Raw genomic sequence first — 19893 nt, forward strand, 5'->3', positions numbered from 1 at the left:
GGCCCAGGACAGAGTGCATCGACCAGGCCCGCGAAGCTGCTGCGGTCGGCCGTGCCAGGCCTCTGCCGGGTCAGGCGGCCGAGACGCCGATCAGCGTGCCGATGCCATAAGTGGCCGCCGCGGCCAGCCCGCCCAGCACCAGTTGGCGGAGCCCACTCGTCCACCACCGCCGCTGTGTGAACCGCGCGACCAGTGCCCCCGCCAGGAAGAGCCCGAACCCACCGACCGCGAGCGCCACCCACAGGCTGGTCAGACCGAACAGATAAGGCACAAGCGGCACAACAGCGCCGATCGAGAAGAACACGAACGACAGGATCGCCGCTGCCCACGGGCTCGGGTGGTCCTCGGCGTCCACGCCCATCTCCTCCTGGACGTGCACCCGCAGCGCCTCCCGCGGGTTGGCCCGCAGCGCGTGGGCCACCTGGTCGGCGAGGTCGCGCGGCAGCCCACGGCGTACCCAGGCGTCAGCAAGCTCCTTCGCCTCCGCCTCCGGGTGCCGTTCCAGCTCCCGACGCTCCTTGGCGACCTCGGCCTTGACCTGCTCGTTCTGGCTGCGCACACTCGTGTACTCGCCCAGACCCATCGAGATCGCGCCCGCGACCAGGCCGGCGACGCCGGTCAGCACCAACGTCCGCGGGCTGACCCCGCCGCCGCCGACGCCCGCGATCAGGGCGATGTTGGTGACAAGGCCGTCCATGGCGCCGAACACGGCAGGCCGCAGCAGCCCGCCGGATACGTCGGCGTGGTGGTGCGGTGCGGGAAGCTCCGGGTCGATATCGGTCACGGAAGGGTCAGGATCTCGTGACCGTCCTCGGTCACGACGATCGTGTGCTCGAACTGTGCGGTCCAGTTGCGGTCCTTCGTGACGACGGTCCAGCCGTCGTCCCACATGTCGTACTCGTACGTGCCCAGGGTGATCATCGGCTCGATCGTGAACGTCATGCCCGGCTCCATGATGTCGGTCGGCCGAGGGCTGTCGTAGTGCGGGACATAGAGCCCGCTGTGGAACGCCTCGCCGATGCCGTGGCCGGTGAAGTCACGGACGACGCCGTAGCCGAAGCGTTTCGCGTACGACTCGATGACCCGCCCGAGGACGTTGATCTGCCGGCCGGGGACGACGGCCTTGATGCCGCGCATCATGGCCTCGTGGGTCCGCTCGACCAGCAGGCGGTTCTCCTCGGCCACGTCGCCGACCAGGAACGTGGCGTCGGTGTCGCCGTGCACGCCGCCGATGAACGCGGTCACGTCGACGTTGATGATGTCGCCGTCCTCGAGGACGGTGGAGTCCGGGATGCCGTGACAGATGACCTCGTTGAGGCTGGTGCAGCAGGACTTGGGGAAGCCCTTGTAACCCAGCGTCGACGGGTAGGCCCCGTGGTCGACCAGGAACTCGTGCACCACCCGGTCGATCTCGTCGGTGGTCACACCGGGTTTGCAGTGCTCACCGGCGAGCTGGGTGGCCTGGGCGGCGAGCCGCGACGCGAGCCGCATCTTCTCGATCGTCTCCGGCGTCTGCACGTGCGAGCCGCGCCAGGGGGTGGGCCCCTTCTTCCCGACATATTCGGGTCGGGGAATCGAGGGCGGCACCTGGCGCCACGGCGAGATCTTGCCAGGAGTGAGCGGAGCACGGTCGGCCATGCTTCACACATTAGCGACGCCGAGGGGTTGCTTGCCGGGGCCGGAGGGGTGTGCCAAGGTTGTGCCGTGGATCAAGAGGAGACCGTCTTCTCCGCCACCACCGAAGGTGACGCAGACCACCGCCGTGTGGTCGTGACCGGCGAGGTCGACATGGCCACCGCCGACCAGATGTTCCAGGCGGCGACCCGCGAGCCGGCCGCCAAGGTCACCCTCGACCTGAGCGCGGTGACCTTCTTCGACTCAGCGGCCATCCAGGCCCTCGTCCGCCTCACGGACCGCATCCCACACCTCGCGGTGATCCCGTCCCGCCGCGTGCGCCGCGTCCTGGACATCGCCGGCCTCGGCGACCAGACCTGGCTCTCACCCGAATAAGAGCAAGATCAAGAGCGAGAGAAAGATCAAGAGCGGTCTTTCCCGGGTCCGTCGTGGGCGCGACCGTCGCTCCCGCCGGAGATCGCTACGCTTCGCTCCGCTTGCCAGCTCCGCCGCCGGTCACCCTCAAGGCACCCCCCATGGCGCGACACCCACCGGGCCGTGGGCAGGTTCCCGGTAGTTCGGTTTTGACGCGGCCCACCGACCCCGGCGCGGTCGGTTGCGGCGTCGCGGAGGCAGCGCACTGTCCCGGTCGCGCCGACGAACAGCGCACTGTCGCGGCCGCGCCGACGAACAGCGCCCTGTCGCGGCCGCGCCGACGAACAGCGCCCTGTCGCGGCCGCGCCGACGAACAGCGCACTGTCCCGGTCGCGCCGACGAACAGCGCCCTGTCCCGGTCGCGCCGACGAACAGCGCACCGGCGCCACTGCCGGCCATCTCGATCGGTGCCGACCGCGCTGGTGAAAGAGCTGCTGCCCGCGCCGCTGACGCGGCACGCTGCTCTTCGGCGCCCGGATCGCCGGACCCGGGTCTCCACCTGGTCAAGGCCAGGCCCAGGCTGAATGAGTGCCGGCGGCTAGCGGTCGAAGAGGTCGCTTACCGTGCCGTCGACCGGGCGGCCTCGGTCGGCCAGGTCCTTGGCCTGGTCATTGAGGATCGTGCCCAGGGCCGCGAGGTCCGCGTCGGCCACGCCCGTGCGGCGCACCGCGTCCGCGCCGTTGCGGAAGTAGGTCCTCGTCAGCAACCCGATCACCGTCGCCGCGGCCAGGCGGGCCTCGGCCAGCATGACCAGGGCCACATCGGTCTCGTACCAGGCTGCCAGGCGGGTCGCCCGGGCGTGCGCCGAGGCGCCACGGCACCAGGCCTCGCGGGCCAGGGCCGTGAACTCCGCGTTGCGGGCCTCGGCCAGGCGGCCGAGGTGGACGTCGCGGAGCTTCTCCAGCCACGCTTCCGGGTCGTAGATCGGTTTCGTGGTCACGTAGCGGTCCGCGGCCAGCGGCCACGAGGTCGAGAGGGTGCGGGCGTGCCGCAGGTATTCCTCCGCGCCCATGACCCCCAGGTCGACGAGGACGCCGTCGACGCGGCGGGCAACAGGACGCGGGCCCGCACCCGGGCGGTAGGTGACGACGACCAGGTCGACGTCGCTGGTGTCATGGTCATCGCCGTGCGCGAGCGAGCCGTGCACGCCGATCGCGAGGATGTCGGCGGGATACCGCCGGCGGGCCGCGTCGGCGACCAACTCCGCCACCACCCAGCGCGGGTTCGCGAGGTACGGGTTCGGCTCGTCGCTCACGGCCGTCATTCTGATGCCTCAGGTGGGCCCGATCCAGTAAATGGCTGTCATGTGGCCCATGGTGTGTGCGTTCCTGGCGCAACGCTCGTCTCTGCCAGGCCGATGGCACGATGGCGGGAGACCTAATCGCGCTCCAGTCGGAACACGTGGATCCGCCGACCGGCAGAACGCGTTTCGTAGGCCGCGTAGCCCGGCCAGACCGTCACCGCACGCGCCCACGACCGTGCCCGTTCCTCGCCGTCCAGCAGCCGGGCCTTGACCGGCAGCGACACCCCGCCCAGCGTCAACGTCGCGGCCGGGTCCGCCAGCAGGTTCAACGCCCACGCCGGCTGCGCCGGGCGACCCCAGTTCGAGCCGATCACGACGTAGCCGTCGCCGTCCGGCAGGCACAGCAGCGGGCTGTCGCGCGGCTGCCCGGTGCGGCGCCCGCGGGTCGTCAGCAGCGCCGACGGGATCAACCCCAGCGCCACCACCCGGCCGCGGGTGAGCCGGCTGACGACCCGATCCACGGGTACGAGCAGCGGGCCCACCCGGTAGAGGAAACGGGTGGGCCCGAGGCGGCGTGCCGTCGCCCGAAAGATTGACATCGGCACATTCTGCGGGGTCAGTCGGCGCGGCGCTCGATCGGCAGCCGTGCCCGCGTCAGCAGGCCCGTGCCCAGCATCGCGATCACCGGGATCGACACCAGCAGGAGCAACACCAGACCAGGGACGGCGAACGAGTACGGGATCTCGCGCGGCCAGTTGCCCGCGTACTGCCTGTTGTACGACGCCAGGATCGCCCACCCGGTGCCCAACCCGGCCGCGGTGCCGAGCAGCGACCCGAGCCCGGCGATCACGCCCGCCTGGCTCAGCGTCAGCACCCGCCGCACGCTCGGCGCCGCGCCGATCGCGGCCAGCGTCGACAGGTCGCGCCGCCCGTCGGCGGCGGCCAGGCCCGTGGCCACGAACGTCGCACCGAGCGCGACGATGATCGCGGCCGCCGCGAGCACCAGCAGCTCGGTCGGCGTGCCGGTCGGCGCGCCCAGCTCGATCGACGCGTACCCCCGGCCCGGCAGCTCGGCGACCGAGGCCGCCAGCTTGTCCTGCGCCGCCTGGTCCGGCACCTTCGCCGTCGCGATCACGAAACCCTCGGGCCGGGTCTCCAGCCCGAGCGCCGCCACCACCGCCGGCGACAGGTAGTTCCGCTGCATCATCGAGCTCGACGCCGGCCCTTGACCGGCCTCGACGCCCGTGCGCAGTGCGTACCCGGGGACGCTCGCGGTCTTCAGCACTTTCTCGGTGCCGTCGCCCGCGCCGGAGTCACCGCGTACCTCGATGGTGACCTTCCCGTCCTTGACCAGTCGCGGGTCGCTCACCACCGCGCCGCCCGCCGCGAGCACCGTGGCCGCCGCGCGGACGTCCTCCTGCGACGGTGCCGACAGCGCGGCGAGGTTGTCGCCGGTGCCGACCACGGTGCTGAACGGCATGTTGCCGTACTGGAACGCCGGCGTCTGGCAGCGCGGATCGGCCAGCGCCAGCCGCTTCTGCTCGGGGGCCAACGGACCGGCGTTGGTGTTGTACGGGCACGCCAGCTCCGCGGGCAGCGCCGCCGAGACGTAGCACCACGACTGCTCGCCGTTGACCTTGGGACAGCCGATCCCGTCGACCTGCCGCACCCCGGTGACGGCCAGGCTGGTGGCTGCCGCGGCCGTGACCCGCTCGACCGTGGGCACGCCCTTGTCGGGATCGCCCAACTGCACGGCGGCGTACCCGAGCGGCAGTCCGGTCCGGTACTGGTCGACCTGGCGGTCGTTGTCGCTGGCCAGGAACGTGCCGATGGCGACGCAGCTCGCCACGGCGGCCATCACCGCGGAGATCGCGGGTGCCGCGGCCGCCCGGTTCCGCGCGGTGTCGCGCAACGCGATCCGCGGGCCCAGCGGCAGCGACCGGCCGGCCTTGGCGATCAGCCCGACCAGCGCGGGCGTGACCAGCACGAGCCCCAGCTCGGCGAGGACCAGTCCACCGAGGATGCCCATTGCCTGCGAGGTCATCGCGCCCGCCACGGCGATCAGGCCGCCGCCGACGATGAGCAGCAGGCCCAGCACCACCCAGCGGCGCCGCGAGCGCAGCGCACCGCGCCGCCCGGTCAGCGCCGCGACCACGTCCTGCCGGGCGGCGGACACCGCCGGGGCCAGCGCGGCCAGCACCCCGGTCACCAGCGCCAGCAGGGCGACCAGCGCCAGGGCGACCGGATAGACCCGGTAGCCGCCGGCGCGCGCGTTGGCCACGTACACCTCGACCAGCGGCCGGGCGATCATCGCGGCGGCGATGCCGAGGACGATGCCGCAGACCGCGCCGGCCACGCCGAGCACGATGCCGTCGGCCAGCACGATCCGGCGCAGGTGGGCCGGGGTGCCGCCGTTGGCGGAGATCAGGGCGAGCTCGCGGCGGCGCCGCCGGGCGCCGATCGCGAACGCCGGGCCGGCCAGCAGCACGACCTCGAACAGGCCCAGCCCGCCGATCACGGCCGCGACCTTGAGACTGTTCGCCACCCCGTCACCGGGCGGCGGCAGCACGCCCTCCGGGTCGGTGGGCGGATCGAGGACCACCGCGCGCGACTCGACCACCATGCCTTTGGCGTTGAGCGCCCGGACGTCCGACCAGAGCATCGGTTCGGGCGTGTCGACCAGCCACGCGCTGACCGGCTCGGTGCCCGGCGGGCGGACGATCAGCTCGCCGAGGTTGGCGGGCGTCTCGACCAGACCCACGACCGAGAACGTCTCGGTGCGGCTCGCGTCCTGCACCGTGCCGCCGATCTTCGCGCCGAGCCGGTCCATCGACCGGCGGCTCAGGGCGACCTCGTTCGCCGCCGACGGCGCCCGGCCGTCCAGGACCGTGACCAGCCCCTGAGCGATCGGGCTGGCGGCGTCGACGCCGAGCACCTCGGCGGAGCCGATGCCGGTCGCGGTGCGCATCTCCAGCCACGAACTGGTCACCGGGATCACGGAGCTGCCGGGCGGCAACTGGGCGAGCAGGTCGCGCTGGTTAGGCACGAACGGCGGGGCCTTCGGGTCGGGCTCCTGGTCGCTCTCCCAGCGCTGGCCGTCGAGGCTCTGCCGCAGCGGTGCCCGGTCGTACCACTGGATCCGCGCGTCGGCCGTGCCCATGACGCGATCGACCTTCTCGGCGGGACGCAGGTCGAACATGTCGACGGTGACCGCCGCGAACGCCAGGCCGAGCACCGGCAGCGTGATCAGCACCAGCACCATCGCGGTGCGCCCCTTGGCCCGCCGCGCCTCACGGATCGCGATCCGCAGCGACGTGCGCCACACGCTCATGCCTGAACCCCGAGAAGCTGTTCCGGCTCGCCGACCGGGCTGGTCGTGTCGACCACGACGCCGTCGCGCAGGAAGACCACCCGGTCGGCCCAGGCGGCGTGTCGCGCCTCGTGGGTAACCAGCACGCCGGCGGCGCCCGCGTCGACCCGGGCGCGCAGCAGGCGCAGCACGGCCTCACCGGTCTGCGAGTCGAGCGCGCCGGTCGGCTCGTCTGCCAGCACCAGCCGGCGGTCGCCGACCAACGCCCGGGCGATCGCGACCCGCTGCTGCTGACCGCCGGACATCTCGTCGGGGAAGCGCGGCGCCAGCTCCGCCAGCGCCACCTCGTCGAGGGCGGCGGCGGCCAGCTTGCGGGCCTTGCGGACGGCCATGCCGTCGAGCTCCAGGGGCAACGCCACGTTCTCGACCGCGGTCAGGCTGGCCAGCAGGTTGAGGTCCTGGAAGACGTAGCCGACGAACCGGCGCCGCAGCCTGGCGAGCTGCTTGCGGTTGAGCGTGCCGAGCACCTCGCCCTCGACGACCACCTCGCCCTGGCTGGGCGAGTCGAGCCCGCCGGCCAGGTTGAGCAGGGTCGACTTGCCGGAGCCCGAGGGGCCCATGACCGCGACCAACTCGCCGGCCGCGACACCGAGATCAACACCACGCAGCGCGTGTACGGCGGTCTCGCCGGTCCCGTGGGTGCGGTGCACACCGCGCAGCTCGAGGATCATTTGCGGGCCTCCGAACGGTCGTCGGCCGCTTCGGGCGCGACGGCCGCGCTGCCCGGTGCCGAGGGTCGGTAACGAACGAGGCTGGCCTCGCAGTGGTCGAGCCAGCGCACCTCGGCCTCGGCCTGGAAGACCATCGCGTCGAGGATCAGGCGCCAGGAAAGGTCGCCCGGGTCGTCGGAACGCTGCTTGAGCCGGGTCAGTTCCTGCAGGGTCTGGATGGTCGCGGTGCGCTGGGTCTGCACCACCGCACGCACGTCGACGCCGGGGGTGGTGAGCGCGAGCGCCAACTTGATCGCCAGCTCGTCGCGTGGGCGGTCGGTGCGGCTGATCGGTGTCACGAACCAGACGGCGATCTCGGCGCGGCCGAGGTCGGTCAGCTCGTACGGCCGCTGCCCCCCGTCGTTCTCCGGCAGCGGACGCACCAGGCCGTCCCGCTCCAGACGGGACAGGGTCGTGTAGACCTGCCCGATGTTGAGCGGCCACGTGGCGCCGGTCGACTCCTCGAAGGCGGCGCGCAGCTGGTAGCCGTACATGGGGCCGCGCTCGAGCAGCGCGAGCAGGCCGTGTCTGATGGACATAGCTACTGAGTATGCATACGGAGTATGCGGCAGGCAACTCCGCCTAGGCGGGCGCCTTCCCGGGGAACGCGACGGTGATCGGGTCGACCTTGGCGTAGCGGCGCCAGCGGGTGGCCCGCACCGCGCAGCCGGTCAGCGCGTCCAGGGCCTGGCGGCGCTGGGTGTCGACGGTGGCCGGCAGAGCGGCCCGCCAGACCGCGGCGGCCTTCTCCTCGACGACGATCGCGACCCGCAGCGCGGACGCGCGGTCGACGATCGGCTCCGGCAGCGCGTACGCCGCCCTGGCCGGTGGCAGCCCCGTGCCCTGCAGTGCCACCACCAGGGCGTCGCGCAGGGTGCGGTGAGCGGCCTCGGCGGCCCGGGCGGCGGTCTGCTCGCCGCCGGTCAACTTCACCCCGATCGGCCCGTACGCGAAGATCGCGGCGTATTCGGCCTCCAACGCAGCCGGCAGCTCACCGGTCACTTGAGCGCCTCGCTTCGCGAGGCACTGCATTGACCCGGCGGACTGAGCTGGCCGGTTCGCTCGCTTCGCTCGCTCACTTGAGCGCCTCCAGGTGCGTGGCGCGGGCGGCGGCGATCGAGCCGACCAGGGCCGCGCGGTGGTTGGGTGCCTTCAGGCAGGCCTGCACCGCGGACTCGTAGGCGGCCTTCTCGGCCACCCGGAGCGCCTCGACGGCGTCCTCGACGCTGCCGGCGGCGGCCGACGCCGAGGCTGACGCGGCGGGGCTGGGCGCCGCGGTCGCCATGACCCGTGCCAACTCCTTGGCGTGGGCGTCGTGCGCTTCAGCGATCGGGGTCAGCACGGCCGCCCGCTCGGGGAAGTCGGAGGCCGCGGCCCGGTGCAGGCCGGCCAGCCGGACGGCGTCGTCGGCCAGTGGTTGCAGCGGGTCCGGCGGTGGCGGCTCCGCCGGCTCGTGGTCGAGCAGCCCGCAGCCGCTCGCGCCGGCGCCGGCCAACACGACCGCGCCGAGCGCGAGCACGGCGCGCCGCCGTACCCCATTGGGGGTTTCGTCCTTTTCATCACCGCCGTGCACCAGGTCAGTCAACACCATGGACCGCCCGCTAGGGGGGTTCGGTGCGCCGGCAGGCTGGTGCGTGCCGCAGCGCGTTAGGCTCTGCGCAGCCACCTGACGATGTCCGGTGGCTAAATGGCATGTCGCCACTGGCGGCGAAACGACCGAAGGGTGGCCCGATGGCACAGCGAAGCCGAGCCGCCGGTGGACGGCCCGCTTCGGGGCCGCGCCCTGGCACGCAGGCGCCCCGCGGTGACCTCGCCGCGCGCCGGGCCCGGCTGCGCGCCGTGGTCGAGCCCGTGGTCGGTGACGCCGGCTACGACCTGGAGGACCTCAACATCTCGCGGGCCGGGCGCCGGTTCGTGGTGCGCGTGGTGGTCGACCGCGACGGCGGGCTCGACCTCGACGCGGTCGCGGACGTGTCCCGGGCGGTCTCGGCCGCCCTCGACGCGGCCGAGGAGGGCGGCGACGAGTTGGTCGCCGGCGAATACCAACTGGAGGTCAGCTCGCCCGGCGTCGACCGGCCGCTGACCCTGCCCCGGCACTGGCGGCGCAACATCGGCCGGCTGGTGAAGGTGGGCCCGATCACCGGCCGGGTGGTCGGTGTCGACGACGCCGGTGTCATGTTGGACGTGGCGGGTGAGCGCACCGCGGTCGCCCACGCCGACCTGGGCCCCGGCCGGGTCCAGGTGGAGTTCAGCCGGGCCGACGAGGTCGCCGACGACGATCTTGCGGAGTTCGACGACGAGGACGGAATGGAGGACGAGGAGAGGTGAACATCGACCTCGCGGCGCTGCGCGCACTGGAGCGCGAGCGGGAGATCCCGTTCGACACGATCCTCGCGGCGATCGAGACCGCACTGTTGACGGCCTACCGACACACCGAGGGCGCCGAACCGCACGCCCGGGTGGAGATCGACCGCAAGACGGGCGCGGCCCTGGTCTACGCACAGGAGCTGGACGACGACGGCACCGTCATCCGGGAGTGGGACGACACTCCGCATGACTTCGGGCGAATCGCCGCGATGACCGCTAAACAGGTCATCCTGCAGCGGCTCCGCGAAGCCACCGACGAAGTGCACTTCGGCGAGTACGTGGGCCGCGACGGCGACCTGGTCACGGGCGTGATCCAGGCGCACGAGGCGCGCACGGAGAAGGGCATCGTCACCGTCGACCTGGGCAAGCTGGAGGCCGTGCTGCCCCAGTCGGAGCAGGTGCCGGGGGAGGTCTACGGGCACGGCCAGCGGATCCGTTGCGTGGTCGTACACGTGGCCAAGGGTTTCCGTGGTCCCCAGATCACGCTTTCGAGGTCGCACCCCAACCTGGTGAAGAAGCTGTTCGCCCTGGAGGTGCCCGAGATCGCCGACGGCAGCGTGGAGATCGCCGCGATCGCCCGCGAGGCCGGCCACCGCTCCAAGATCGCTGTCCGCGCGGCCGTCCCCGGTGTCAACGCCAAGGGCGCCTGCATCGGGCCGATGGGCCAGCGGGTTCGCGCGGTGATGAGCGAGCTGCACGGTGAGAAGATCGACATCATCGACTGGTCGGACGACCCGGCCCAGTTCGTCGGCAACGCGCTGTCCCCGGCCAAGGCGCTGCGGGTCGAGGTGGTCGACGCGGCGACCCGCACCGCGCGGGTGACCGTGCCCGACTACCAGCTCTCGCTGGCGATCGGCCGCGAAGGGCAGAACGCCCGCCTCGCGGCCAGGCTCACCGGGTGGCGGATCGACATCCGGCCAGACAGCGAGCCGGCGGCGCCGGAGCGCGGTGTAGATCACGCGACCGAGCCGGGCGGAGCGCCCGCCGGGGCATAGGAGTAGACTTGACGACGGCTCGACGTGCGCGGCCGGAACGCACCTGCGTGGGTTGCCGGCAACGCGCGCCAGCCGACGAGCTACTGCGGTTCGTCGCGGTCGGTGACGGAGAACCATACCGACTTCGACCCGATCCGACCCGCAGCCTGCCGGGGAGGGGCGCGCACGTGCACCCCGATCCGGCTTGCCTCGCGCTAGCGTGCAAACGCCGTGCCTTCGGGCGGGCGCTACGTAAAGTTGGTGTTGTTGACACCGGCGAGCTGGCCGAGCACATCCACGCGTCAACCATCACGCCCGATCATCCGACTGGGCGGGTGTCGCAGCAGCAGGGTAGGACGACCGACATGAGCACACGATGAAGTCCCAGAAATGACCAGGCTTCAAGTGCACGAGTGAGGTCGCTGCGGGTGCTGCCCGCACGGCCTCGGAGTGAGGAGTGCAGTGGCAGGCAAGGCCCGCGTACACGAGCTCGCCAAAGAGCTCGGGGTCGACAGCAAGACCGTTCTCGCCAAACTCAAGGAGATGGGCGAGTTCGTCAAGTCCGCGTCAAGCACGGTGGAGGCGCCCGTCGCCCGCCGGCTCCGTGGCGCATTCGTCGAGGGTTCCCAGGCACCGGCGCCGTCCGCGCCGCCGGCCGGCAACGGGCGCCCCGCCCCCAGTGAGCCGAGGATCTCGGCCAAGCCCGCACCGCCCCGCCGCCCCGCGGCGCCGCCGGTGCGTCCGAAGGGTCCGGGTTCCGGCCCGGTCCCTGGTCCGCCGCCCACGCCGGTCGCCAAGCCGGCGAGCGCGCACGACATCGAGGTGGCGGCCGCCGAGCAGCGTGCCCTCCAGCTCAAGGCCGAGCAGGAAGCGACCGTCAAGGCCGCTCAGGAAGCCCGCGCCCAGGAGCGTGAGCAGGTCCGGCGCGAGCCGCCGGCCGACGGTGGCGCACCCGCGCGACCCCGGCCCGGCCCGGGCAGCGTCCCGCCGCGGCCTGGTTCGCCGGCCGCCCGCCCGGCACCCGGCCCCACGCCGGGCAGCGGTGGGCCCCGTCCGGGTCCCGGCCGTCCGCCGGGCCGCAGTGGCGGCAACAACCCGTTCGGCATCACGCCCGGTGGCGGCAGCGGCCGTCCCGGCCCCGGTGGTGCCGGTGGCGGCCCCCGGCCCAACCCGGGCTCGATGCCGCCTCGGCCTAGCCCCGCGTCCATGCCGCCTCGGCCCAGCCCGGCGTCCATGCCGACGCAGCGTCCCGGTCGTCCCGGCGGCGGCGCCGGTCGTCCCGGCGGTCCCGGCGGTGGCGCCGGTCGTCCCGGTGGCGGCGGTGGCGGCTTCCGTGGTGGCGGCGGTGCCGGCGGTGGCGGTGGCTTCCGTCCCGGTGGCGGCGGTGGCGGCGGCGGTGGCGGTGGCTACCGCGGCGGTCCCGGTGGCGGCGGCGGTGGCGGTGGCTACCGCGGTGGCCCCGGTGGCGGCGGCGGTCCGGCTGGTGCCGGTGCGCCGGGTCGTCCCGGTGGTGGCGGTCGCGGTCGCGGCGGCGGTGCCGCGGGTGCCTTCGGGCGTCCGGGTGGCAAGCCGACCCGTGGTCGCAAGTCCAAGAAGCAGCGGCGTCAAGAGTTCGACAACCTGTCCGCGCCGACGATGAGCTCGGGTGCCCCGCGGGGCAACGGGCAGATCGTCCGGCTGTCGCGCGGTGCGTCGCTCTCCGACTTCGCCGACAAGATCGACGCCAACCCGGGCTCGCTCGTCCAGGAGATGTTCAACCTGGGCGAGATGGTGACGGCGACCCAGTCGTGCTCCGACGACACGCTGTTGCTGCTCGGTGAGCACCTCGGCTTCGACGTGCAGATCGTCAGCCCGGAGGACGAGGACCGTGAGCTGCTCGCGCAGTTCAACATCGACCTCGACGCCGCGGTCGACGAGGACCGCCTCGTCAGCCGTCCGCCGGTCGTGACCGTCATGGGTCACGTCGACCACGGCAAGACGAAGCTCCTCGACGCGATCCGCAAGGCCAACGTCGTCGAGGGCGAGGCCGGTGGCATCACCCAGCACATCGGTGCCTACCAGGTGCACGTCGAGCACAACGACAACGAGCGGGCGATCACCTTCATCGACACCCCGGGTCACGAGGCGTTCACCGCCATGCGTGCCCGTGGTGCCCAGGTGACCGACATCGTGATCCTCGTGGTCGCGGCCGACGACGGCGTGATGCCGCAGACGATCGAGGCGCTCAACCACGCCAAGGCGGCCGACGTGCCGATCGTGGTCGCGGTCAACAAGATCGACAAGCCGGAGGCGAACCCTGACAAGGTCCGCCAGCAGCTCACCGAGTACGGCCTGGTCGCCGAGGAATATGGCGGCGACACGATGTTCGTCAACGTCGCGGCCAAGCCCGGCATCGGCATCGAGGACCTCCTCGAGGCCGTGCTGCTGACGGCCGACGCGTCGCTGGAGCTGTCGGCTCCGATCGACGGGCCGGCTCAGGGTGTCGCGATCGAGGCGCACCTCGACAAGGGCCGCGGTGCGGTGGCGACGGTGCTGGTCCAGAAGGGCACGCTCCGCGCCGGCGACTCCATCGTGGCCGGTGGGGCGCACGGTCGCGTCCGGGCGATGCTCGACGAGAACGGCAAGCCGGTCAACGAGGCGGGTCCGGCACGTCCGGTCCTGGTGCTCGGCCTCACGGCGGTTCCCGGTGCCGGCGACACGTTCCTGGCGGCCGAGGACGACCGCACGGTGCGCCAGATCGCCGAGCAGCGGCAGGCCCGGCGGCGGGCGGCGAGCTTCGCCAACTCCCGCGGCCGCGCCACGCTCGAGACGATCATGGAGCAGCTCAAGGAGGGCGAGAAGACCTCGCTCAACCTGGTGCTCAAGGGCGACGTCTCGGGTTCCGTCGAGGCACTCGAGGACGCGCTGTTCAAGCTCGACATCCCGGAAGAGGTCCAGCTTCGGATCATCCACCGGGGCGTCGGTGCGATCACCGAGAGCGACGTCATGCTGGCCAGCGCCTCGACCGAGGCGGTCACGATCATCGGCTTCAACGTGCGTGCCTCCAACAAGGTTCGCGAGACGGCCGACCGCGAGGGCGTGGAGATCCGGTACTACACCGTCATCTACCAGGCCATCGAGGAGATCGACGCGGCGCTCAAGGGCCTGCTCAAGCCGGAGTACGAGGAGGTCGAGCTCGGCTCGGCGGAGGTCCGCGAGGTCTTCCGCTCGTCGAAGGTCGGCAACATCGCCGGTTGTATCGTGCGGTCCGGCCTCATTCGCCGGAACGCCAAGGCGCGCCTGCTCCGCGACGGCGCGGTCGTGGCCGACAACGTCACGATCAGCTCGCTCAAGCGGTTCAAGGACGACGCGACCGAGGTGCGCGAGGGCTTCGAGTGTGGTCTGACCCTGGCTGGTTACAACAACCTCCAGGTCGGCGACCTCATCGAGACCTTCGAGATGCGCGAGAAGCCGCGCTGATCGCGGCTTCGTGAGACGGGGCGGGTGGCTTGCGGGCCACCCGCCCCGTTCGTCTCAGCCGAAATGGCTATTTGATCTTCCGGGTACGGCGATAAGCTGTGCGCCGATGTTTACCGGAACCGCTGTATTCGACGTCCTCCTGCCTGGCGACTCGCGGTCGCTCAAGGCGAAGCGCTCCTACGTCCGGCCGATCGTCGCCGCCCTGCGGCGCTTCGAGGTGTCGGTCGCCGAAGTGGGCTCACTCGACCTGGTCGGTCGGGCCGAGATCGGGGTGGCCGTGATCGCCCCGGACGCCGCACACGTCGGCGAGGTGCTCGACTCGTGCGAGCGTCTCGTGGCCGGCCGGCCAGAGGTGGAGATGCTCTCGGCACGGCGCCGGTTACACGGCGAAGATGACTGACAGTAACGGGTGATCGTGCCCGGGTGACGGGCCACCGGCGGTCCGATCGGCGGGTCCGGACACGGGTAGTGTCTGAGCGTAGGCAGGACGGCGGAGGTGACGAGATGACGGACCCGGCCAAGGTGCGTCGGCACGCCGAGCGCGTGCGGGAGCTGGTGGCTTCGGTGGTGCGCACCCAGATCAAGGATCCTCGACTCGGCATGATCACGATCACCGACGCCCGGATCACCGCCGACCTGCGCGACGCCACGGTCTACTACACCGTGCTCGGCGACGCGGCCGAACAGGCCGCCACCGCGGCGGCATTGGACAGTGCCAAGGGCCTGCTGCGCAGCACCGTCGGCAAGGCACTCGGGCTGCGGCACTCGCCGACCCTGACGTTCGTCCACGACAACGTGCAGGACCAGGCCAAGCACATCGACGAGCTGCTGGAGCGGGCGCGCACCTCCGACGCCGAGGTGCAGCGGCTCGCGGCCGGCGCCACCTACGCGGGTGACGCCCAGCCCTACAAGCTCGACGAAGACGACGAAGAGGACGACGACGAGGTCGCCAACGAAGCCCCGATGGAGGAGCGCCGGTGACCGACCTCTCGGCCACAGTGGTGGCCGCCGGCGTTCTCGCCCCCGGCGAGGCCGACTGGGCGGCCGCCGTCGCCGCGGTGCGCGGGCTGCGCCCCACCGACAAGGTGCTCCTCATCTGCCACGTCAACCCCGACGGCGACGCGCTGGGCAGCATGCTCGCCTTCGGGCTGGGGCTGCGCCGCCTCGGTGTCGCCAACCTCCAGGCGACCTTTCCGGGGCCGCCGGACGTCCCCGAGCCGTTCCTCGCCCTGCCCGGCCTTGACCTGCTCGTGCCCGAGGCTGCCGCGGAGCCGGCGCCCGACCTCGTGCTCTGCTTCGACGCCGCCAGCTCGTCGCGACTCGGCGGCCTGGTCAACCGGCTGACCACCGCGGGCACGGCCGTGGTGCTCGACCACCACGCCTCGAACCCCGGCTTCGGCACGATCAACATCGTCGACCCCGACGCCGCGGCGACCGCGGTGGTGGCCGACGAGCTCCTGCGCCGGCTCGACGTGCCGCTCGACGCGGAGATCGCGGAGTGCCTCTACGTCGCGCTGGCCACCGACACCGGCTCGTTCCGGTTCGCGATGACGACGCCGTCGGTGCACGAGATGGCCGCGCGGCTGCTGGCGACCGGGATCAGCCCAGGCGACATATCCCGCCGCGTCTTCGACACACGCCCGTTCGGCGCGGTCCGGCTCTACGGCGACGTGCTCGGCCGGGCCAAGCTGGAGCCCGCGGCGGCCGGCGGCCGGGGTCTGGTGTGGACCTACGCGACCCTAGACGACCTGGCCCGCCACCAGCAGAAGGCATACGTGCTGGAGCCGCTGATCGACTCGGTGCGGTGTGCGGCCGAGGCCGACGTGAGCCTGGTGGTCAAGCAGGTCGGCACCGCCGAGTGGGCGGTCTCGATGCGCAGCAAGGGCGCGGTCGACGTGAGCCGGGTCGCGGTCGCGCTCGGCGGCGGCGGCCACAAGCTGGCCGCGGGCTTCACCGGCCGCGGCACGGTCGACGAGGTGGTCGAGGCGATCCGCGCCCAGCTCGGCTAGCGAGTGCGGGCCGGTCCGGCCACAATCGAGCGATGGAGCAGCCGGGCACACAGGTCGCGGTCGATGCGCCGCCGCGAGGTTGGGATCGTGCCGAGGTCACGCTGCCGGTGCTGGCGTTCCTCTCCCTGATCGGCGGCCAACTGCCGTCCTTCACCACCCGGGCCAACGTCTACACGATCTGCCTGGGTGGGTCGATGGTCTGGCTCGGACTGTCCGGCCGCGTCCGCCGGCCGATCGCGACCCGGCTGGGCTCGGGCACCGCCTGGTGGCTGGTGCCGATCGGGATCTTCGGCGTCTTCGAGGGCAGCACGTTCCTGCTCGGCACGCCTGAGTACCCGACGTTCTCCCGGCTGGCCGACCCGCTGCTGGAAGACGAGTTGGTGCGCTCCGCCGGCTACCTCGCCTGGCTGACGAGCTTCTGGGCACTGGTGCGCCGATGACCCTGACGCGGGCGATCGCGATTGCCGGGTTTGTCGTGGCGATCGTGGCCTGCGCGGTGGTCGAGGTGCTGGCCAGGCGCCGTGACTCGACCATTCCGACGCTGGGCGAGGTCTGCGCGCACGCGATCGCGTACGAGGTCGGCCGGGTGCCGATCGGGCGGATCGGCTTCTTCGGGTTCTGGTGGTGGCTGGGTTGGCATCTGTTCGCTCGCTGAACAGGTGGTGGTTGGCGCAGCATCTGTTCGCTCGCTGAACGATCGTTCCGCCTATTGGGAACGACGCGCGAACTCTGGGACCTGAACGCTAATTTGGGTGGGTGACACGGCGATAACCCGCCGTGCTTGCCTCCAGGGTCACACCAGACCCGGGATTGACGCAGCGACGCGTTCCGCGCCGGTGACCCCGGCGGCGGCGTCGGGCGACCACCCCGCAAGTTCGTCCCTGGAAGGACCATGTCCATGAGCACCAGGCGCAAGCACGAGAAGCAGACCGAAGAGGACCGCGAGGCCGCGCGCCGCGCCCTGCAGACCTCGATGGACACCCGCCAGTAGGGTCTGTCCCCTCAAGTCCAAGGACCTGCTGTCGCGGTTCGCCTTTTCTGGCCGAACCACGACAACAGGTCCTTGTGCGTTCGCACCCTGTGTTGACGTAAGGAACGTGTCGCAGTTGCAATCCTTACATTGACCGTGCCAGGATGCGTTCCGATGGATACCGCGACCACCTCCCGCCGGATAGCCGGCCTGGCCCTGCCGGCGCTGGTCGTGCTGGCCGCCGAGCCGCTGTACGTCCTGGTCGACACGGCAGTGGTCGGGCATCTCGGCACCGTCCCGCTGGCCGCGGTCGCGGTCGGCGGCACCGTCCTGACGATGGCCGCCTGGCTCGGGACGATCCTGGCCTACGGCACGACCGGTCGGGCCGCGCGCCGCTTCGGCGCCGGCGACCGTGCCGCGGCCGTCTTCGAGGGCGTCCAGGCATCGTGGGTGGCGTTCGGTGCCGGGGTCGTGATCGCGATCGGCCTGCAGTTCGCGGCCGATCCGTTGGCGCGGGCACTGGCCGGCAACCCGGAGATCGCGGGTGCGGCGGCGTCGTGGATGCGGGTAGCCGCGCTGGGCGCCCCCGGCCTGCTGCTCGCCGCCGCCGGCAACGGCTGGATGCGCGGAGTGCAGGACACCCGGCGTCCGCTGCGCTTCGTGCTGGGCGCCAACCTGCTGTCCGCGGCGCTGTGCCCGCTGCTGGTCTATCCGGCCGGCCTGGGCCTGGTCGGTTCGGCCATCGCCAACGCGGTGGCGCAGTCGATCGCGGGCGTCTGCTTCGCGGTGGCTTTGCTGCGCGAACACATCTCCTGGCGCCCTCGCCTGGGCGTGATCATCGACCAGTTGCGGATGGGACGCGACCTGCTCATCCGGGGTGGAGCGTTCCAGCTGAGCTTCCTGTCGGCGACGACGGTAGCCGCGCGGTTCGGCACCGCCACGGTCGCCGGCCACCAGATCGCGATGCAACTCTGGTTCTTCACGGCCCTCGTGCTGGACGCGGTGGCGATCGCGGCGCAGTCGCTGATCGGGGCGACCCTCGGCGCCGGCGACGCGGCCGGCGCCCGAGCGTTGGCGCGCAAGATCGGCTGGATCGGCGTCGTCTGCGGCGTGGCGTTCGCGGTGGTCATCGCGGCGGGTTCGGGCGTGGTGCCGAGGTTGTTCAGCTCCGACACGGCGGTGCTCGCGCAGGCCGGCATCGCGTGGCCGTGGTTCGTCGCGATGCAGCCGATCGCAGGTCTGGTGTTCGCCCTGGACGGCGTCCTGATCGGGGCGGGCGACGTGCGCTACCTGCGGGACCTGACGGTGGTCGCGGCACTCGGCTTCTTCCTGCCGGCGATCTGGATCGCGTACGCGCTGGATTGGGGTCTGTCCGGGATCTGGGCGGGCCTGACGCTGTTCGTCGTGGTCCGCTGCGTCGCGTTGGTGATGCGCCTACGCACCGGCGGCTGGGCGGTCGTCGGCGCGGTCCGCTGACGTCGACCTGGCGCTGTCGCCCTCCGGCCCGACGTGTGTGTCCGGATGAGGGGTCTGGCAGGCTTGGGCGTCGTGACAGGTGACGGGCTGATCGTGGTCGACAAGCCGGGCGGGATGACCTCGCACGACGTGGTGTCCCGGGTGCGGCGCCTGGCGCGCACGCGCCGGGTGGGCCACGGCGGAACCCTCGACCCGATGGCCACGGGCGTGCTGATCATCGGGGTCAACAAGGCGACGCGCCTGCTGACCTATGTCATCGGAGCCTCCAAGTCGTATGCGGCGACCATCCGGCTCGGGCAGTCGACGGTGACGGACGACGCGGAGGGCGAGATCGTCGCGACCGCGCCCGCCGGCGAGGTCGCCGAAGACGCGATCCAGGCGGCGTTGGCCGCGCAGACGGGCGAGATCGACCAGGTGCCGAGCGCGGTCAGTGCGATCAAGATCGATGGACAACGGGCCTACAAGCGGGTACGGGGTGGGGAAGAGGTCGCCATCCCGGCGCGCCGGGTGACCATCTCGCGGCTGGACGTGCTCGACATCCGCCGGCACGACGAGGTGGTCGACGTGGATGTCGACGTGACCTGCTCGTCGGGGACGTATATCCGGGCGATCGCTCGAGATGTCGGTGTCGCGCTGGGGGTCGGCGGGCATCTGACCGCGCTGCGCCGGACGGCGGTCGGTGGGTTCACGTTGGCCGAGGCGCGGACGCTGGAACAGCTCGAAGAGGTCTCGCCCGACGTGGTCAACCTGCCGATGGCAGACGCGGCACGGCGTTTTCTGCCGACCCGGGACGCGACGGCCGACGAAGCGCGGACGCTTTCCCACGGGGGCCCGTTGGTGGCGGCTGGGATCGTCGGGCCGTATGCGGTCTTGGGGCCGGCCGGCGATTTGTTGGCGGTTGTCAGCGAGCATGGGGCGAAGGCCAAGCCGGAGATCGTCCTAGCGGCGAGCTGATCTAAGCCCGGTCCCACCGACAAAGCCGGCCCCTAAAGGCGCAGGTCCCGTTGTCGGCGTAGCCGACAACCAAGACCGCAGCTTCAAGAGGTCTCGCTGGACGTGGCCAACCTGCCGATGGCGGTGGCGGCGTGGCGATTCCTGCCCACTTTGCAACGCGACGGAGGACGAAGCGCGGACGCTTCCCGCGACGGTCCGTAGGTTTCGGCCGGGATCGCTCGGCCTTGCGGTTTGGGGCGGAGCGCCGATTTGTCAGCGAGCATTGGGGCCAAGGGCAACTGTTCTGGCGGCTTGCTGACTGGGTCTCCGGGG

Annotated in this window: 21 protein-coding genes; 12 read left to right on the top strand and 9 right to left on the bottom strand. The window is 71.9% G+C overall.

All coding sequences use genetic code 11. From position 1 onward, the window contains the following. Positions 1-70 precede the first annotated feature (70 nt). Entirely contained in the window at positions 71-775 is a 705-nt protein-coding gene (locus Air01nite_RS37925) for a VIT1/CCC1 transporter family protein (protein ID WP_275408327.1), read from the bottom strand. Between the two features lie 5 nt (positions 776-780). Then, positions 781-1638 (bottom strand): type I methionyl aminopeptidase, encoded by an 858-nt coding sequence (map, locus tag Air01nite_RS37930; RefSeq protein ID WP_203708239.1) that lies wholly within the window; start codon positions 1636-1638, stop codon positions 781-783. Between the two features lie 66 nt (positions 1639-1704). On the opposite strand from map, the gene Air01nite_RS37935 reads away from it, so the two are divergent. After that, a complete protein-coding gene (locus Air01nite_RS37935) occupies positions 1705-2010 on the top strand; it encodes an STAS domain-containing protein (RefSeq protein WP_203708240.1) in 306 nt (101 codons plus the stop codon). A gap of 577 nt (positions 2011-2587) precedes the next feature. On the opposite strand, the gene Air01nite_RS37940 is transcribed toward Air01nite_RS37935, so the two are convergent. The 7 genes from Air01nite_RS37940 to Air01nite_RS37970 form a co-directional block, all read right to left on the bottom strand. After that, positions 2588-3304, bottom strand: a complete 717-nt coding sequence (locus tag Air01nite_RS37940; protein ID WP_239091251.1) for a nucleotidyltransferase domain-containing protein — start codon at positions 3302-3304, stop codon at positions 2588-2590. Between the two features lie 122 nt (positions 3305-3426). Beyond that, entirely contained in the window at positions 3427-3891 is a 465-nt protein-coding gene (locus Air01nite_RS37945; protein WP_203708242.1) for a nitroreductase family deazaflavin-dependent oxidoreductase, read from the bottom strand. A gap of 17 nt (positions 3892-3908) precedes the next feature. Beyond that, on the bottom strand, positions 3909-6623 hold the full coding sequence (locus Air01nite_RS37950; protein WP_203708243.1) for an FtsX-like permease family protein: 2715 nt from the start codon (positions 6621-6623) through the stop codon (positions 3909-3911). Then, positions 6620-7333: an ABC transporter ATP-binding protein gene (locus tag Air01nite_RS37955; RefSeq protein ID WP_203708244.1), complete on the bottom strand. Its 714-nt coding sequence runs from the start codon at positions 7331-7333 to the stop codon at positions 6620-6622. Before Air01nite_RS37955 ends, Air01nite_RS37950 begins: the two co-directional genes overlap by 4 nt. Further along, a complete protein-coding gene (locus Air01nite_RS37960) occupies positions 7330-7911 on the bottom strand; it encodes a PadR family transcriptional regulator (RefSeq protein ID WP_203708245.1) in 582 nt (193 codons plus the stop codon). The genes Air01nite_RS37955 and Air01nite_RS37960 overlap by 4 nt, the downstream gene beginning before the upstream one ends. A 43-nt stretch (positions 7912-7954) precedes the next feature. Continuing rightward, the gene (locus Air01nite_RS37965; RefSeq protein ID WP_203708246.1) at positions 7955-8404 is read right to left on the bottom strand and encodes a DUF4439 domain-containing protein; all 450 of its coding nucleotides are present in this window, start codon (positions 8402-8404) and stop codon (positions 7955-7957) included. A 43-nt stretch (positions 8405-8447) separates the two neighbouring features. After that, positions 8448-8963 carry a hypothetical protein gene (locus Air01nite_RS37970; RefSeq protein ID WP_203708247.1) on the bottom strand — a complete coding sequence of 172 codons (516 nt, stop codon included), beginning with the start codon at positions 8961-8963 and terminating at the stop codon, positions 8448-8450. A gap of 140 nt (positions 8964-9103) precedes the next feature. On the opposite strand from Air01nite_RS37970, the gene rimP reads away from it, so the two are divergent. The 11 genes from rimP (at position 9104) to truB (ending at position 19581) form a co-directional block, all read left to right on the top strand. Continuing rightward, entirely contained in the window at positions 9104-9700 is a 597-nt protein-coding gene (gene rimP, locus Air01nite_RS37975) for a ribosome maturation factor RimP (RefSeq protein WP_203708248.1), read from the top strand. Next, positions 9697-10734: a transcription termination factor NusA gene (gene nusA / locus Air01nite_RS37980; protein WP_203708249.1), complete on the top strand. Its 1038-nt coding sequence runs from the start codon at positions 9697-9699 to the stop codon at positions 10732-10734. Before rimP ends, nusA begins: the two co-directional genes overlap by 4 nt. Before the next feature lie 47 nt (positions 10735-10781). Further along, positions 10782-11093, top strand: a complete 312-nt coding sequence (locus Air01nite_RS37985) for a YlxR family protein (RefSeq protein ID WP_239091255.1) — start codon at positions 10782-10784, stop codon at positions 11091-11093. Between the two features lie 82 nt (positions 11094-11175). After that, positions 11176-14172 (top strand): translation initiation factor IF-2, encoded by a 2997-nt coding sequence (gene infB / locus Air01nite_RS37990; RefSeq protein WP_203708251.1) that lies wholly within the window; start codon positions 11176-11178, stop codon positions 14170-14172. Between the two features lie 106 nt (positions 14173-14278). Next, on the top strand, positions 14279-14572 hold the full coding sequence (locus Air01nite_RS37995; protein ID WP_203708252.1) for a DUF503 domain-containing protein: 294 nt from the start codon (positions 14279-14281) through the stop codon (positions 14570-14572). Positions 14573-14676: 104 nt separating this feature from the next. Beyond that, on the top strand, positions 14677-15153 hold the full coding sequence (gene rbfA, locus Air01nite_RS38000) for a 30S ribosome-binding factor RbfA (protein WP_203708253.1): 477 nt from the start codon (positions 14677-14679) through the stop codon (positions 15151-15153). Next, a complete protein-coding gene (locus tag Air01nite_RS38005) occupies positions 15150-16181 on the top strand; it encodes a DHH family phosphoesterase (RefSeq protein WP_239091253.1) in 1032 nt (343 codons plus the stop codon). The genes rbfA and Air01nite_RS38005 overlap by 4 nt, the downstream gene beginning before the upstream one ends. A gap of 32 nt (positions 16182-16213) precedes the next feature. Beyond that, positions 16214-16621 (top strand): hypothetical protein, encoded by a 408-nt coding sequence (locus Air01nite_RS38010; protein ID WP_203708254.1) that lies wholly within the window; start codon positions 16214-16216, stop codon positions 16619-16621. After that, positions 16618-16836: a DUF6186 family protein gene (locus tag Air01nite_RS38015; RefSeq protein WP_203708255.1), complete on the top strand. Its 219-nt coding sequence runs from the start codon at positions 16618-16620 to the stop codon at positions 16834-16836. The genes Air01nite_RS38010 and Air01nite_RS38015 overlap by 4 nt, the downstream gene beginning before the upstream one ends. Positions 16837-17325: 489 nt before the next feature. Continuing rightward, the gene (locus Air01nite_RS38020; RefSeq protein ID WP_203708256.1) at positions 17326-18627 is read left to right on the top strand and encodes an MATE family efflux transporter; all 1302 of its coding nucleotides are present in this window, start codon (positions 17326-17328) and stop codon (positions 18625-18627) included. Between the two features lie 45 nt (positions 18628-18672). Then, a complete protein-coding gene (gene truB / locus Air01nite_RS38025; protein ID WP_203708257.1) occupies positions 18673-19581 on the top strand; it encodes a tRNA pseudouridine(55) synthase TruB in 909 nt (302 codons plus the stop codon). Positions 19582-19893 lie beyond the last annotated feature (312 nt).

Origin of the sequence: Asanoa iriomotensis (assembly GCF_016862515.1) — a bacterium.
GTDB lineage: Bacteria > Actinomycetota > Actinomycetes > Mycobacteriales > Micromonosporaceae > Asanoa > Asanoa iriomotensis.